The 16,307-nt window shown below is 52.9% G+C and carries 13 protein-coding genes; 1 reads left to right on the top strand and 12 read right to left on the bottom strand.

The window, feature by feature from the left end; genetic code table 11:
• Positions 1-146: 146 nt before the first annotated feature.
• The 12 genes from HS100_14910 to HS100_14855 all read right to left on the bottom strand — a co-directional run bounded on the left by HS100_14910 (position 147) and on the right by HS100_14855 (position 14,609).
• Positions 147-1,754: a sodium:solute symporter family protein gene (locus tag HS100_14910; GenBank protein ID MBE7435203.1), complete on the bottom strand. Its 1,608-nt coding sequence runs from the start codon at positions 1,752-1,754 to the stop codon at positions 147-149.
• 82 nt (positions 1,755-1,836) lie between these two features.
• The gene (locus HS100_14905) at positions 1,837-3,054 is read right to left on the bottom strand and encodes a saccharopine dehydrogenase NADP-binding domain-containing protein (GenBank protein ID MBE7435202.1); all 1,218 of its coding nucleotides are present in this window, start codon (positions 3,052-3,054) and stop codon (positions 1,837-1,839) included.
• A gap of 326 nt (positions 3,055-3,380) precedes the next feature.
• Entirely contained in the window at positions 3,381-3,848 is a 468-nt protein-coding gene (locus tag HS100_14900; GenBank protein MBE7435201.1) for an Lrp/AsnC family transcriptional regulator, read from the bottom strand.
• Positions 3,849-4,009: 161 nt separating this feature from the next.
• Positions 4,010-5,164 (bottom strand): spermidine/putrescine ABC transporter substrate-binding protein, encoded by a 1,155-nt coding sequence (locus HS100_14895; protein MBE7435200.1) that lies wholly within the window; start codon positions 5,162-5,164, stop codon positions 4,010-4,012.
• Between the two features lie 178 nt (positions 5,165-5,342).
• Positions 5,343-6,239: an ABC transporter permease gene (locus HS100_14890; GenBank protein MBE7435199.1), complete on the bottom strand. Its 897-nt coding sequence runs from the start codon at positions 6,237-6,239 to the stop codon at positions 5,343-5,345.
• A gap of 46 nt (positions 6,240-6,285) precedes the next feature.
• Entirely contained in the window at positions 6,286-7,209 is a 924-nt protein-coding gene (locus HS100_14885; protein MBE7435198.1) for an ABC transporter permease, read from the bottom strand.
• 2 nt (positions 7,210-7,211) lie between these two features.
• Positions 7,212-8,327, bottom strand: a complete 1,116-nt coding sequence (locus tag HS100_14880) for an ABC transporter ATP-binding protein (protein MBE7435197.1) — start codon at positions 8,325-8,327, stop codon at positions 7,212-7,214.
• 86 nt (positions 8,328-8,413) lie between these two features.
• Positions 8,414-9,766 carry an aminotransferase class III-fold pyridoxal phosphate-dependent enzyme gene (locus HS100_14875; protein MBE7435196.1) on the bottom strand — a complete coding sequence of 451 codons (1,353 nt, stop codon included), beginning with the start codon at positions 9,764-9,766 and terminating at the stop codon, positions 8,414-8,416.
• Positions 9,767-9,833: 67 nt separating this feature from the next.
• Complete coding sequence (locus tag HS100_14870) at positions 9,834-11,300, bottom strand: CoA-acylating methylmalonate-semialdehyde dehydrogenase (protein ID MBE7435195.1); 1,467 nt, start codon at positions 11,298-11,300, stop codon at positions 9,834-9,836.
• A 54-nt stretch (positions 11,301-11,354) separates the two neighbouring features.
• Positions 11,355-12,680: an aminotransferase class III-fold pyridoxal phosphate-dependent enzyme gene (locus HS100_14865; GenBank protein MBE7435194.1), complete on the bottom strand. Its 1,326-nt coding sequence runs from the start codon at positions 12,678-12,680 to the stop codon at positions 11,355-11,357.
• 78 nt (positions 12,681-12,758) lie between these two features.
• Entirely contained in the window at positions 12,759-14,057 is a 1,299-nt protein-coding gene (locus tag HS100_14860) for an aspartate aminotransferase family protein (protein ID MBE7435193.1), read from the bottom strand.
• Positions 14,058-14,102: 45 nt separating this feature from the next.
• A complete protein-coding gene (locus HS100_14855) occupies positions 14,103-14,609 on the bottom strand; it encodes an Lrp/AsnC family transcriptional regulator (protein ID MBE7435192.1) in 507 nt (168 codons plus the stop codon).
• A 116-nt stretch (positions 14,610-14,725) separates the two neighbouring features.
• Here HS100_14855 and HS100_14850 point away from each other — a divergent pair, with 116 nt between their 5' ends.
• Positions 14,726-16,297, top strand: a complete 1,572-nt coding sequence (locus HS100_14850; GenBank protein ID MBE7435191.1) for an alpha-galactosidase — start codon at positions 14,726-14,728, stop codon at positions 16,295-16,297.
• Positions 16,298-16,307 lie beyond the last annotated feature (10 nt).

The following is a 16,307-nucleotide window of genomic DNA, read 5'->3' as shown; positions in this document are numbered from 1 at the left end:
GACAGGCTTGCAGTTTCGATTAAGTTTTTTCCTACATGAGCCGCCACGCTTCCTTACCCAACTGACGGCTGCCCCTTATTCATTCAGCATTACCCATCCCGAGGGAAGTGTGCTCCGGGTGAATACCCGGAGCACACTATCGCTGGCTAATCTGCCGCGGTTGCCTCTTTCGGCTCTTTGTTGAGGTGACTCCAGCCCAGCGCGTGTTTCATATCCACCGGCTTGCCGTAAATATTCTTCAATATCTTGGGCGGGTCGATCTTACCCGTGGCAAGCGATGTCACGATGAACGCCACCACCGAGATGAGGAACGCCGGGGTCGAGGCGATATACACTGCATCCCACAAGGAGCAGTATAAATCGCCTTCACAAATGGCAAACGTCCCGGTTCCGGGAGCGTTGTAATAATAGACCGAAAGCAAGCCCCACGAGATCGAACCCGAGAAGAACGAGGCCAATGCCCCGATGTGATTGGCTTTCTTCCAATATAAACCGATGACATAGGGCGCGACCATACCCACAAGGATGCAGGTGTTCGCCAGCACCGCCAGTTCATAGATCGTCTCTGCCCATAACGCGATCATCAAACTCAGCACACCGCTGACCATCAACGCGGCGCGCGTCAGGAACAGTTGAGCTTTATCAGAAAGGTCAGGCTTGAAGACCTTGACGATATTCTCGGTGAACATCGTCGCCCCAGCCAGCATGGACGAATCGGAGGTGCTCATCAACGCAGAAGCCAATGCCGCCACGAAAAGAGCGGTCAGGATCGGGTGCAGGTACTTCATCGCCATCGAGATCAACACGAATTGGGTTTGTTCCGCCTGGATATCCGGCCCAATCGCAGAGTAAGCCGCCATCCCAATGAACGGGGATAACACGCCGAAAGTGATATACAGAAACGCCGCAATGTAGGTGGACTTGACCGCCACATTCTCGTTCTTGGCGGCGCAGGTGCGCTGGAGATAATCCTGTGCGGGAATGCTGCCCAGGCCGATCGCCATCCACGCAGCGGCGTAATAGAACCAGCCCATGTGGCCCGAATAGCCGAGGTATCCTTCCGCTTCGGTCGGTCCCATTGCAAAGGGATAATCCGTGTATTGCGCGCCTGCCATGCCGAGGAAGTTATCGAAACCGCCGACGCCCCAGAGAATGCCTGTGAAAATGATCAACAGGCCGCCCATGGTCAGAAACATTTGCATGAAATCGAGCGCAGTATCCGCCCACAAACCGCCTGCCATCGTATAGATGGTAACGATGCCCGCCACCATCACCATGCCGACCGACAAATCCCAACCAAGGAGTGCTTGAAGGATCGCACCGCCTGCCACGATCTGCGCAGCCGTCCAGCCGAAATAGCCGATGATCTGCGCGATCGTCCCCACCACCGACATCGTTGTGCCGTAACGCTGTTGGAAGAAATCCATGATCGTCACGTATTGTGCGCGGCGCGCCAGCCGCACGATCAAAAGACCTGAGAGGAATAAACACATCGTCGCCCCAAATGGATCGAAGATGACACCTTGCAACCCATATTTGTATGCCTCAGAACTGGAACCCATCAGGGTCTCCGCGGCAAACCATGTTGCCATGATGGATGGCGCCGCCATCCAGATGGGCAGGCGGCGACCCGCCAGGACATAGTCGTTGGTTGTCTGCACCCGCTTCGACGCCCAATACCCGATCGCCAAACGGACCAACAGAATGACGACGATGCCCCCGATGATCAACCCAGAGTACGCATACTCTTCCACAGTGCCCTCCACTGATGAACGCGGGAATCACCCGCAAAAAAAATTAGCGGACAAACGCTCTCACGTTTGTCCGCTTTTTACGTTACACCGCGGCTTCCCTGGTCATTTCTTTCATGCCATACGGGAAGCCGTAATCATCCATCTCTTCCATGAACGGGTCCGGCGGGAACGCTTCCGGTCCGAGAACGCCGACTCCCTTCCAAATGCCGTGTTTGAGCAGATCCATCGCGATCACTGCCGAGAATGCGGTCTGCGCAACAACCGCCTGGCAACCCCAGGTCTTCATGCACTCTTCGTTATCCGCAACCTGATAAAGGTAGACCTCCCGTTTCTTTCCGTCTTTTGAGCCTTTGACGTACGTTCCCGCGCAGGTCTTCCCTTTCATCTTGTCTCCGAGATGGGCGGGATCAGGCAAACAAGCCGCCACCACATCTCGAGGCGCGACCTGCACGCCTTTGACGTTGATCTTTTCCTTGTTATCCAAGCCAAGCATGTGCAGTGTTTTCAACACACCGATGAACTGGTCGCCCAGACCGTACTTGAAAGTAGCGCGTTTGGTCTTGACCCAGCGCGGGACGAGCAGAACTTCCTCATGCTCCACATTGACCACTTCCACAGGTCCGATCTCGGGGAAGTCGAACACTTCCGGTTCGGAGAACGGCGCAGTGGTGAACCATTTTCCGTTTTCCCAAATCACGGGCGGATTGAGACATTCTTCGATCGTCGTCCAGATGGAGAAGTTGGGGGCAAACTCGTAGCCTTCGATGGTGATGTTCGCGCCGTCACGGATGCCAACTTCATCGATCTCATCGAAAAGATGGTCGGCAGCGTAACGCGCAAAGACGTCCGCCATGCCTGGTTCCACGCCAATACCGACAAGAGCAAGCAGGTTCTTCGCCTCCCAATCTTTGGCTTTGTCGAACTGATAATCGCCAAGTTTGATGCCAGGTTGATTGAATGGGTCGGTTGGGTGCGGCTCGGAGAGCGTCATCGCCATGTCCATGTAGGTCGCACCGACATTAAATGCGGCGTCGAAGATCTGTTTGTTGAATACAGGGTCGACTGCGTTCATGATCAGGTCCACCCCATATTTCTTCGCAAGCGCTTCGATATCCGCCTGTTTACCCGCATCGATGAATTCGACCGGGAAACGTTTGGGGTCGCCAAGTTTTTTCTGCACCTCTTCGGCGCGCTTGACGTTGTAATCCGCCAGAACCATCAATTCCATCCACTTGCGCGGTTTGGCAATGGCCGCGATCGCCTCGCCTACGCCTCCAACACCGACGAGCAATACTTTCATGAGATTTTATTCTCCATTTGTTTTATAACCCGCGTCCATGCGAGTTAGATTGACATGATAAATGAATCCCGCCGCGATTTGCGGCGGAGCAGACTGTAACTACCGGTAACGACTATTTTCGTCAGCCATATTCCCGGGAAAAACGTAAATCATCAGGGAAGTGGTAATACACATCCTTATGAACAAGTCCCCCACGGTCTTCGTCACACGAACAAGGACTTTCATATAACCTTTCGATTGGCTCTGCACGAGGGAATAATTCCCGGGACAGACAAGTTTTGTCTATGCCACAACAGGCTCGAGGTCCATATTGAGGCGGATATCCGTCAGAAATAAATCTCCTTGACGATCTTCAAATAGATAAAGGATTCCGTCTCGCGGACTCCGTCCACCTTGGCGAGCTTTTCGGTCATGAAGGTGAGCAGGTCTTCGTTATCGCGGCAGAAAACTTCGAGCATCAGGTCATAGCCGCCGCTGGTGGCGACGATATAAACGACCTCATCGAACCTGGCGAGCTTGTTTGCCACATCCATCATCTTGCGGCCATCTGTGCGGATACCGACCATCGCCATTGTGCGTTTGCCCATCAACATGGGGTTGGTCACCGCCACAACTTTGAGATAACCAAGATCGACCAGGCGGTTATAACGCTGGCGGATCATGCCGGGCGAGACATTAAGCTGTTCGGCGATCTGGGCAAATGCCACCCGCCCATCGGTCCGAAGTGCGTTTATAATATGGCGGTCGATATCGTCGAGTTTGTCGCGGGGGGTGTTGCCGATATTGCTTTCCACAACACTATATTATAACGATTTTTATTAATTGTCAATAATTTTATAATAATTCGTTATAATTATGATTGAAATTTTACCTGTTTGGTTATTGCCAATATTCCCCAAATACACAGACCCTGGCTATTGCGCCAGGGTCTGTGTTCAATGATGCTGTTCGGGTGTTAGTTGCCGCCCTTTACTTCCACCCAGATGTTGTCATAAAGCGGCGTGGCTTCACCGACATCCTCGATGCCAAACCCCTTGGCGACCACCTCAGGTGGCGGGTTGGTGATCGGCGAATCGGCGTAGGCGTTGTAGACATCCGGCTCGTTTGCTTTGGCGTAATCCAATGCTGCCTGGTTGGGATTGGTGTACTGGAAATCACGGATCGTCAGCCAGAAAACATCTCCCTGCATGGTGTAGTTCAGCCAGGCGTATACAGCGTCCAGATGGGATGAATCCTTCAGAATGAGCCAGTTATCCTGCCAGAGCACCGGACCTTCCTCAGGATAAATATACTGAATATCCGGGTTTTCCTGATTCGCGATGAACGCCTCGCCCGTCCATACCATGCCAAGGTCGACATCGCCCGCGATCAAAGCGGTCTTGGGACTGTCGCTGTCGAACAGTTTGATGTTCGGGACCAGTTCAAGCAATTTGTTCTTGGCTTCTTCCAGCTCATCCGGATTGGTCGTGTTGGGATCATAACCGAGCGTGACCAGGGTAAGCCCGATCGTCGCGCGGGAATCATCAATGAATACCATGCGCCCCGCGTATTCGGGATTCCACAGGTCCGCCCAGGATGTGGGGATGGTTTCGACCGTTGCAGTGTTCACGACGATCGCATCTGTACCTGCCAGGTATGGAAGGGAATACTTATTACCAGGGTCGAAAGGCTGGTCCATCCAATTCGAATCGATATTCTTCATATTTGGAAGCTGAGCATGATCCAGTTCCTGCACCAATCCCTGACGGATCATGAGCGGGACGATGTAATCGGTCGGCTGGACGAGGTCGTACGCGGTACCTCCGGCCGAAACCTTGGCATACATTTCCTCATTGGATGAATATTCATCGCGGTTGAGCGTGATGCCGTAGACCAGCTCGAAACATTCCAGCATATCCTGCGGGAAGTATTCCGTCCACACGAATAGGTTGAGCTCAGTGGATGTGACCTCCACGCGTGGATTGGGTTCAGGACACTCGAACCCGGCGGATGTGACCTTGGGTCCGTCGCCAGCCGGCTGCTCGGGAGATCCATTCCCGCCGCAGGCGCTTAGCGCGAGACTGAAGATGGCCAAGACAGCGAAAACATTGAACAGTGATTTTCCTTTCATCTTTCTCTCCTTTAGTGAAATTTGGAATGCGCGTTTCCGCGCAAAATACCCGGCGATCAACCAGGGTAATTCCCATAAACCTGACAAATTCCCTCCCCAAGCGGCTTTAATCGGCGGCAGGAACACCGCTGACAACGCATATTTGCAAGGTATATTCAGTGATTCAGTAAAAAAAAAATTAATGAGACGGTTTTGTTTCGCGACTCTGAAGCCATTGCAACAATAAGACGGCGATAAAAACAATTGCGATCCATACTGTGGAAAGGGCGTTCACCTGCGGCGTGATGATGCGCCGTAACAAGCCATACACATAGATCGGCAGGGTGGTCGAGCCGGGTCCGTTCGTGAAGAAGGTGATGACGAAATCATCCAATGAGAGCGTGAAAGCCAGCAGCGCGCCCGAAAGCACACCCGGAAGGATCATGGGAAATGTGATCCGCCAGAAGGTCGTCCATTCATTTGCACCCAGGTCCATGGCGGCTTCTTCATATGATTTATCGAAGCCCTGCAAACGAGCCTGGACGACGAGGGTCACGAAGGGGACCATGAAGGCGATATGGCTGACGGTCACCGTGCCAATGCCGAGTGCCAGTCGGGAGTCTCCGGTCAGGTTCAGGGCTTGATTTAACCACCCAAATGACTGGCTGAAAAGGGTCAGAATTCCGATTCCCATCACGATCTCGGGGATGACGATTGGAATGTAAAGGGAAAGCTGGGAGAAAGGTTTGATCTTGAAATCATATCGTTGAAGCGCGAGCGCCGCCATCGTACCGATGACGGTTGCCACAATCGTAGCCGTAAAGGCGATGGTCAGTGTGTTGCCCGCCGCTTCGATCACATCTTTGTTCTTCGAAAGATCGCAATACCAGTGGAAGGGACCGCATGGGCTGGCCTCCACAAAACTTCCATCCATTTGGACGCGGTCGCTGAACGAAGTGATGAAACCTTCGAATTTCACATTCGCCCGGGAGGCGTTGAAGGAATACAGGACCAGGATGACGATCGGCGCATAGAGAAAGAAATAAACGAGCGTCGTCGCGGCGATCACAAGAGGGGAACGCTTGAATGGATTCATCCCGTACACCTCTTTCTATTTTTATTGTAGTGGATGTGTACGGGATTCATGCGGCGACGATCTCCTCCCCAAATCCGAATTTGCGGGTATAGAAATAGGTGACGATCAGGGTCATCACCATCAGGATGAGCGAAGCCGCGGAACCGAACGTCGGATCGCGCGCATCGAGAAACTGACGCTGGATTAAGTTGCCGACCAAAATGACCTGGCGCCCTCCGAGGATGTCGGAGACGATGAAGGTCCCCATGACAGGGATGAAGACCAGAATGGTCCCTGCCACCACCCCGGGCATCGAGAGCGGAAGGGTGACCCGCAGCAGGGTCTTGAACGCGTTCGCGCCGAGGTCCGCGGCAGCTTCATAAAGCGAATTATCGATCTTCTCCAACGAGGTATAAATCGGCAGGATCATGAATGGCAGGAATTCGTACACCATGCCCACCAAAACAGCGCCGGGAGTGTAGAGCATCTCGAGCGGCGTGAAATCCAACCCCAGAAGGTTTGCAAACCAGCCGAGCACGATATTGATCGCGCCCTCCTTGCGGAGCAGCATCATCCAGGCATACACGCGGATGACGAAATTCGTCCACAGTGGAATCAAGACCATGAACAGGAACATATTCCGCCGTTTCGGGTGCGCTCGGGCGATAAAATACGCCAGCGGATAGGCAAGCAGGATCACACATACCGTTGTATTGAACGCCAGCGTCAACGAACGCCAGAGAATATTGACATACAACGGGTCGAAACAGGAAGTCTGTCCACCCGGGCAATCCGTGCTGTATCCAAACAGGCGGATGTAATTATGAAGCCCGAAGGAAAAGATCACGTCGCCATCGGGGCTTCGCTGACCGAAACTCACGACCAGGGTCAGGAACAGGGGAATGATCAGCAGCACGAACAGCCACAACGTCGTGGGAAGCGCGAGAAAAGTACCCTGCATCGATTTGTTTTCGCGAAATCGCTGAAGCATGGTCAGTCCTTTTTCAGAATAAGGGTATTTTCGGGCATGAACATCAATGTGACCACCTGGTCTTTCGAATAGAACGAGGAGGGATCGAGGCGGGAGATGCGATTCTGCTCCATGACCTTCAATCGGATGCCTTCAAGGTCCACATAGACATGAGTGTCGGAGCCGATATAAACGGAGGTAAGCACTTTCGCCTGGAACAACCCGTCCACTTTAGCGTTGTTCTCGACGATCCGGATCTTCTCCGGGCGGACGGAGACCGCCACATCCTCGCCTTTTACGAAATCGCGCGACATGGGCAAACCCTTCAATTCCGTGTTCAATGCAGGGATATGGACCACCGCCTCATCCTTCGAGACGGACTTGATCCTGCCTTCGAAGAAATTCGACTCCCCGATAAAGTCCGCCACGAATTTATTCACGGGCCGCTCGTAGATCTCCACAGGAGTCGCCAGTTGTTGAACGCGCCCCTTACTCATCACCGCGATGCGGTCGGACATGGTTAATGCCTCTTCCTGGTCGTGGGTGACATAAATGAATGTGATGCCGAGCTGTTGTTGAAGCGCCTTTAGTTCCAACTGCATTTCTTTGCGGAGTTTCAGATCCAGCGCGCCAAGCGGTTCGTCAAGCAACAGAACATCAGGAGTCTTGACCAACGCCCTCGCCACAGCCACACGCTGCTGCTGCCCGCCCGAGAGTTGTTTTGGACGGCGGCGTTCCATGCCGGTTAATTGCACCATATCCAGGGCGCGTCTGACGCGCTTATCGATTTCACTCTTGTCGGCTCCCTCCATCTCCAGCCCGAATGCCACATTTTGATAGACGGTCATGTGCTGGAAAAGGGCGTAACTCTGAAAAACTGTGTTCACCTTCCTCTGAAATGGAGGCGTATGCCCCATCGGCCTGCCTTCGATAAAGACCTCTCCTTCCGAGGGCCATTCGAAACCTGCGATCATGCGCAGGGAGGTTGTCTTGCCGCATCCGGAGGAACCGAGCATGGAGAAAAACTCGCCGTTCTTGATCTGCATGGTGACGTGATCCACAGCGGCGATTTCATTCCCCTCAGGGGTTACGAATCGTTTCACTACATCACGCATTTCAACAGCAAATTCACTCGTCATCTCTCTTCTCCTGATGCGAAGACCGGTCAGGTCTCTGCAATATTATTCTTTTCTACATGTTTTCAAATGAGGTCTGACAGGTCTCATTACTTGATTTCTTTCAAGGTATCCTCAAGCCTCTCCAAAAAGGCATCCATCTGCTCCCGGGTCACCACAAGCGGCGGCTCGACGCGGATGGTCTGCGCACTGGTCAGCGTTCCAGCCACAACAACCCTTCGTTTGAACAAACCCGCCGCAACCTTGTAACCGGTTTCCGGATTCTTGAAGTGCATGCCGATCAGCAAGCCTTTGCCTGTTATTTTCTCATAAATTTGCGGATATTGCAGAGAGAGTTCGTTAATTTTTTCGATCAGATAATCGCCTTTTTCGGCGGCCTTCTCCCACAGCCGTTCGCGCAAAGTCACATGGATCGCCGAGATCGCCGCCGAACAAGCCAGCGCGCCGCCGCCAGTGGTGGTGGTATGCATGAACGGATTCGGATACATCATCGGACGATAGATCTCTTCAGTGGTCGTCACGGCACTGATGGGCATCACACCGCCGCCCAATGACTTTGCCACGGTCAAAATATCCGGGGTCACATTCCAATGTTCAACGCCCCACAACCTCCCGGTGCGGCCCAGACCTGTTTGCACTTCATCAGCTATTAACAGCACACCATACTTTTTCGTTACGACACGAACGCGATGCCAGAAATCATCCGGCGGGACGATCGCACCCGATTCGCCCTGGATCGGCTCAAACATCACTGCTGCGACACCGATCCCGACTTTGTCGCAAATCTCAAGCTGCTTTTCGACCGCATCCGCATCGCCGAATGGCACGTGATAAACCTGACCGGCGTACATCGGTCCCATCGGGGCACGGTAATCGGATTTGCCCATTAGCGATAGCGATCCCATCGTCTTGCCGTGAAAGCCCTTGACCGCCACAATGAACGCGGTTTTGCCGGTATACAGTTTGGCGATCTTCATCGCGGCTTCATTAGCTTCTGTACCACTTGCCCCGAACCAACTGTATTTCAAATCTCCCGGTGAAATGCTCGCCAGCAATTTCGCAAGCACACCGCGCAACGGATCGAGCAACTCCTGGGAAGGCATCGGAGAGCGGTCCAACTGCGCTTTAACCGTACGGATCACATCGGGATGACTCCATCCCAGGTCCATCATGCCAAAGCCGCCGAGGAAATCCAGATATTCGCGTCCCAAAACGTCCTTGAACACCGCGCCTGAACCGCTCCACTCGACCGCCGCCCAATCGCCAGCCTCGGTCACCGACTTTCGATATTCAAGCCAATTGCGGTTGTAATGCTCTGCAAAATTATTCTTCGACTCAGCGATGATTCCATGCGCTTCCTCCACGCTTGGAAAATCGTTCCTAAGAATCACATCGAGCCAGCGCGATGAATAATCCAATGCGTCTTCGTAGTCGTATGCCATACATCCTCATCAATTCAGAGCGCAATCTTTCCGACTTTGCGTTAACGTCGGGAGACGTTCGACTCCGTTAGAACTTCCTGCTCCATTCTTTCGGCCACCTCTCCACCACTACTTTTTTCTGCGTGAAGAACTCGACCGCATCCGTGCTTTGGCCATGCATGTCGCCGAAGAAACTGTCCTTCCAGCCGCTGAAGGGGAAGAACGCCATCGGTGCCGCCACGCCGATATTGATGCCGATGTTGCCCGCCTCCACCTCATAGCGGAAACGGCGCGCCGCATTGCCGCTCGTGGTGAACAAACTGGCTTGGTTGCCATACACGCCGCTGTTGGCAAGTTGGATGGCGTCATCAATCGTATTGACATGCATGAGACTGAGCACGGGACCAAAGATCTCCGTCTTCCAAATCTCGCTTCCAGGCTGGACTTCGGACAGGATCGTCGGGCGGACGAAGGATCCACCCTCATAGCCTTTGACCTTCGTCCCGCGTCCATCCACGGGGACGCCTGCTCCTTCCTTAACGCCGAGTCCTATCAATTGCTCGATCCTGCCCATTGACGCGGTGTTGATGACCGGTCCCATCTGGACTCCCGAATCCATGCCGTACCCCACCACACGCGACGAGGCGGCATCACAGATCAATTCGGTAAACTCATTCTTTGCCTCGGCAACGGTCACAACGAGGGAAACCGCCAGGCAGCGCTGACCCGCACACCCGAAGGCTGAGTCGGCGACGATCTTTGTCGCCATCTCCATATCGGCATCGGGCAAAATAATGACTGGATTCTTCGCTCCGCCTTGTGCCTGCACACGTTTGCCATGAGCCGCAGCGGTCGAGTAAATGTACTTCGCCACGTTGGTCGAACCGACGAAGGTGATGGCGCGAATGGCGGGATGTTCAAGAATGCCGTCCACGGTTTCTTTCGCACCATTGACCATATTGACCACTCCCTTGGGGAAGCCAACCTGCTCGATGAGTTTGAAGATGAACTGCATCGTCATCGGCACTTTTTCAGACGGCTTGACGATGTAGGTGTTGCCTGCGGCAAGCGCATAGGGCAGATACCAGAACGGAATCATGCCGGGAAAGTTGAACGGAGCGATGGTGGCGCACACTCCCACAGGCTGGCGGATCATGATCTCGTCGATGCCGGGAGCAATGTCTTCCACGAATTCACCCTTGCTCATGTGCGGCATACCGCAGGCGACTTCCACATTTTCATAAGCCCGCACCATCTCGGCTTTGGCTTCTTCGAACGTCTTGCCGCATTCGTTCGTAATAAGTTCCGCGATCTTGTCGCCGTTCTCACGCATCAAATTGCGAAGTTTGAACAAATATTGCACACGGTCATTGACCGGCGTTCTACGCCATGAGGCAAACGCCTCACTTGCCGCCTTCGCTGCCGCGTCCACATCCGCTTTTGTGCCGAGCGGGGTCTTTGCGATGACATGTCCCGTTGCCGGGTTGATCACGTCCACATGCTCTTTGACGTTGGGCTTGACCCATTCGCCGTTGATATAGTTGAGGATTTCCATGTATTCTCCAAAAACGACGTTCGATCACATGATTTACAAATACCGGACGTCGAATTACTTCACTTGTTTGTCTGCCACTTCCAACGCGTTCTCCACAATGGACAGACCTTCGTCAAGCTGTTCCTGCTTGATGCACAGCGGCGGCACCACGAAGACCATGCTCCCCATGTTGTTCGCCATGATAAAGGTGAAGAGTCCGTTTTGGCGCAGGATTTTTCCCACCTCTGCCATGACCGTTGGCGAAAAACTTTCCTTTGTTTCACGATTGTTCACCAATTCAATCGTCGAGAACAGACCGATGTAACGCACATCACCCACCGAGACGTGTCTCGCTTTGATATCTTCCAACGCTTCGCCGAGATATTTGCCCATGAGCGCGGCGTTCTCTATGAGTTTGTCCTCTTCATAGACCTCGATGGTTGCCAACGCGGCGGCGCAGGAAAGCGCATGGCCGCTGTACGTCAGACCTGCATACAAATATTTATCGTCAAAGAATTTGGCGATCTTCTCAGAGACGATCACGGCGCCGAGCGGCGCATAACCGCTGGTGATGCCCTTGGCGGTGGTGATGATGTCTGGAACAACATTCCAATTGTCCACCGCGAACCATTTGCCCGTGCGACCCCATCCGCTCATGACTTCGTCCGAGATCAGCAGGATGCCGTACTTATCGCACAGTTCCCGGACGCGAGGCCAATAATCATCCGGCGGGACAATGATCCCGTTTGAACCGACCACGCCTTCCATGATAATCGCGGCAATCTTGTCGGGTCCTTCATACTTAATGACTTCCTCCAAATGAGAAATACACTCGCGCTTGCACGAATCCGGCTTCTGCCCGAATGGACATCGATAACAGAATGGATCAAGGAAGTGGACTCCGCCTGGCATGGACGGTTCTACGGCAAGGCGGCGATAATCACCAGTCAAGGAAATCGAGCCGTGCGTTGCTCCGTGATAGGAGCGATACCGAGCCAGGATCTTGTGACGTCCCGTATAGAAACGGGCGATCTTGATGGCGTTCTCGTTCGCTTCCGCGCCGCCAAGGGCAAAGAAGGTTTTTTTCAGATCCCCGGGCGTCACTTCCGCAAGCTTCTTGCCGAGCAAAGCGCGGACATCGGTTGTATTGCCAGGATGCACAAAACAGAGTTTTGCCGCCTGATCTTGGATGGCCTTCACCACCTTAGGATGCTGATGACCGATATTGGTGTTCATCAACTGCGACGAAAAATCGATGTAGCGTTTTCCATCTGTATCCCAGAAATAGAGTCCCTCTGCCTTTTCAACAGGAATGGGATTGACCTGCCCCTGCACAGACCAGGAGAAGAAGGTGTATTCCTTGCTGAGATCAACAATTTCTTGAGTGGATAGTTTGGACATGGGTTTCCTCGGTTTGAAGTTTAAGGATGCAAGCCGAAAGTTAAACCATCAACCTGCAACCTTAAACTTGTAACTCGTTCACTTCTTCACTTCCTTCACGATCTCGGCATAAACATTTAACGTTTCATCGAGGTCAGAATCAGAGTGTGAATAACATAAGAACCACGGTTCACGGGCATCGTGGTCGGGCATGATGCCTTTCTCAATGGCTTTTTCGACCAGGTTGAGATACAGGTCGCGGTCGCTTTCCTGCCAGTCGCGTTGACAAGTCACCGATTCGACGCCGAGCGAGAAGGAGAACATTGCCGGGTAGCCGGTGAACACGGCTGGGATATCGTTCTCTTCGAAGATTTCCTTCAAGCCGTCCATCAGGCGTTGACCGCGTTTTTCGATGGTTTTAAGGATCGGTTTGGACTTGATCAGGTTCAATGTCGCATACGCGCCAGCCACGCCAGGTTTGTTGTTGGTATAGGTCCCGCCTTGTGCCACACCGTGCCCGATTATGGACATGATCTCTTTTTTGCCGCCGAAGGCAGCGATCGGGTAGCCATTGCCCAGGGCTTTGGCATAAGTCGCGAGGTCCGGTTTGAGGCGGTAATATTCCTGCGCCCCGCCATTGGCGATGCGGAATCCCGTCTTCACTTCATCCAGGATAAAGACACAGCCGTATTCTTCCGTCTTCTTCCGGATCAATTCGAGGAATCCATCCTGCGGATTGATCGCTGCACAATTGCCCTGGCACGGCTCTGAAATCACCGCTGCGATCTGCTCCCCGTACGAACGCATCGCCCGCTCGAAGCCTTCAAAATCGTTGAACGGCAGCGTAATGATGAATTCGCGCATGGACTTGGGAATTCCCGACGAAGCTGGAACCGGGATGGGACTGCGGCGATTGCCATAGGCTTCAGCAGGCGCATAGGTGGACCACAAAGTATGGTCATGGAAGCCGTGATAATTTCCTTCGAACTTCAAAATCAAATCCCGCCCGGTAAAGGCGCGCGCCACACGGATGGCATGCATGGTCGCTTCGGTGCCTGAACACGCGAGACGAACCATCTCCACAGCGGGAGCCATCTCTGCGATCATTTCTTCCACAGCGATCTCGAGTTCGCCCGTCATGGCGAACAGGACACCTTTTTGAATCTCTTCGATAACCTTCTGATCCACCTCGTCATAAGAGTGGCCCAGGATGATTGGACCGAACGCCATGCGATAATCGATGTATTTTTTGTCGTCCACGTCCCACAAATAGCCGCCCTTGGCTTTCTGAACGTAAGGGGTGATACCCTCCCCCCAATATCGAAAATTGGAATTCACCCCAAGCGGTGCAACCTTAAGTGCGCGCCTCTGCAGCGCCTGAGTCTTTGAACCGAACATGCTAGCTCCTTTTATCGGTTTGCGGCTTATCGCCGCATAGCGGAATTACTTGGATGCGGTTACTGTTTCGTTCTCTGGCAATTCTTTTGCTATTCGCTCAGGCACTCTCCACTGGTAAACATCTTTGAGAATGATCGGCACGATGGAAGTCGTCGTCTTTCGCACGCCGGGGACCTTGCGCACCACTTCGGTGACGAAATGGTAGATCTCCGATGTGTCTTTTGCCACCACCTGAATGCTGATGTCATTCTGCCCGATGCCGCAGGCTACGTACGTCACGTTTTCGAAGGATGTCATTTTTCGGGCAACATCCAAAACTGTATCCGCTTCGACCTCCAGCCAGACATCCGCCTTGATGTTGTATCCCAGCGCTTCGGGGTTGACTACCGCGCTGATCTGGATCACGCCCTCTTCGATCATCTTGTCTACACGATATCGAATCGCACGTTCGGATATATCCCCCATGCGGCGAGCCATTTCAGAAGCGGACATACGCCCGTCTTCCAGGAGTAAATTGACGATTTTTATATCTATTTTGTCGAATTCATACATGGGAACAAGGAATCTCTTCCGAATGTGACATATACAATATACCTTACGGATTTTTAATAGTCAAGGGTAGGTTTTTATGGTCAGCCAATTTTCCTTTAGAATAAGCAGAACCGACCATGAACATAAAATTATCCGATATCGAGAAAACAAAACTCTACAAGGCGAAAGAAATCGAAATCGAACTGCCGGAGACACCACTCCGATATTACAGGCATGGATGGCAATCCTGGTCGCTCGCCGCATGGACGGAAGTATCCTCCCCGCTCCCAATCCAAAAACCACATATACTTCACCCCTACCAAACCGATGCAGTTTATTCGCTCGAAGAAGACCCTCACGGTTCGTGGCTCGGCGCCGTTGAATTTTCCAATGGCAAAGTCCTCATCCTTGGCGCGCTTTCCACGGATACGCATGTTTTTCTGAAAGCGAATCAACTCCAAGGGCGCAGCGAGGCGGGTGAAGCAGAATGGCTCTGTGCCTACGGAGACGAAGATTCGGTCTTCAGCGAATACACTGCACTATTGGGCAAGCGTTTCGGGATCACGGGAAAGCCTGCTTCACCACGCGTATGGTGTTCCTGGTACGGATTCTATTCCTATATCACCGAAAGGAATTTGATTCAGACGATCGACTTATTAGGCGATCTGCCCTTCGATGCAATTCAAATCGACGACGGCTGGCAGAAGGATATCGGAGATTGGGAACCGAATGAAAAATTCCCTTCGGGCATGGCCGCGATGGCGGACAAGATCAAATCCACAGGCAGGACAGCCGGGCTCTGGCTGGCGCCATTATTGATTTCAGACAGCTCAACACTTTTCGCCGATCATGAAGACTGGGTTGTAAAAGATGAGGCGGGGAATTATGTCACAACTGGATTTAACGTTTGGGGGCACAATATCTACACACTAGACGTGACGCATCCTGACGTAATCTCGTGGCTGGTCGACCTCATGAGCCGGGTGCGCCGCTGGGGCTTTGACTACATAAAATTGGACTTCCTTTACGGAGGGGCGATGAATGGGGTCCGGCATGCACGCATACCCCGCGAACTGGCATTCCGTAACGTGCTTGGCAAAATGCGGGAAGCCCTGGGTGAGGACGCCTACCTCTTAACCTGCGGGGTGCCCATCCTTCCCGCGCTTGGCTTGTGCGACGCCATCCGCATCGGACCGGATGTCTCTCACCTATGGGAAGATTATCTTTTCGAATATATTCTCCAGAATTTTTCCACCCCCAGCGCCCGCAACGCAATCCGGACAGTGGTGAATCGGTTGTGGCTCAAACCGCTCGTTCATGTCGACCCTGATGTGGAATACTTTGTGGAAAAGGAAAACGAGCTGGAGGAAGAACATAAATCCCAGTTGCAGGACCTTGCCCTGATCTGCGGTTTCAAAGCAACAAGCGACCTGCCCCAGTGGATGACCCGGCAGGAACGTGGAAAACTAGCCGGGTTTTTGAGAGCGACTCCAAAAATCGAAAAAATCGGGCGTTACAGGTACAAGATCGATGAACGAGTTGTGGATTTCTCAGAAGTCGTCGAATTAGCCAAGCCTCCGAGAGGATTTGCTTCGCTCCTGAGGGCGATCATTGGATGGGCGGGAAACTTCAAAGTTATTTTTAACCTCTTCCTATCGCTGGACAATGTCAAAAAGAAACGGCGAATCGGAATGCACCATTTGGGATAAGCATACCGCG

This window comes from Anaerolineales bacterium (assembly GCA_015075725.1).
Lineage (GTDB): Bacteria > Chloroflexota > Anaerolineae > Anaerolineales > Villigracilaceae > Villigracilis.
Note: the sequence above shows the minus strand (reverse complement) of the source record. Positions and strands in the feature narration are given on the sequence as shown.

Coding starts and splice junctions, on each gene's coding strand:
- HS100_14890 (MBE7435199.1), bottom strand. CDS start 6,239: ATGAATCCATTCAAGCGTTCCCCTCTTGTGATCGCCGCGACGACGCTC.
- HS100_14885 (MBE7435198.1), bottom strand. CDS start 7,209: ATGCTTCAGCGATTTCGCGAAAACAAATCGATGCAGGGTACTTTTCTC.
- HS100_14895 (MBE7435200.1), bottom strand. CDS start 5,164: ATGAAAGGAAAATCACTGTTCAATGTTTTCGCTGTCTTGGCCATCTTC.
- HS100_14865 (MBE7435194.1), bottom strand. CDS start 12,680: ATGTCCAAACTATCCACTCAAGAAATTGTTGATCTCAGCAAGGAATAC.
- HS100_14860 (MBE7435193.1), bottom strand. CDS start 14,057: ATGTTCGGTTCAAAGACTCAGGCGCTGCAGAGGCGCGCACTTAAGGTT.
- HS100_14875 (MBE7435196.1), bottom strand. CDS start 9,766: ATGGCATACGACTACGAAGACGCATTGGATTATTCATCGCGCTGGCTC.
- HS100_14855 (MBE7435192.1), bottom strand. CDS start 14,609: ATGTATGAATTCGACAAAATAGATATAAAAATCGTCAATTTACTCCTG.
- HS100_14850 (MBE7435191.1), top strand. CDS start 14,726: ATGAACATAAAATTATCCGATATCGAGAAAACAAAACTCTACAAGGCG.
- HS100_14905 (MBE7435202.1), bottom strand. CDS start 3,054: ATGAAAGTATTGCTCGTCGGTGTTGGAGGCGTAGGCGAGGCGATCGCG.
- HS100_14870 (MBE7435195.1), bottom strand. CDS start 11,300: ATGGAAATCCTCAACTATATCAACGGCGAATGGGTCAAGCCCAACGTC.
- HS100_14880 (MBE7435197.1), bottom strand. CDS start 8,327: ATGACGAGTGAATTTGCTGTTGAAATGCGTGATGTAGTGAAACGATTC.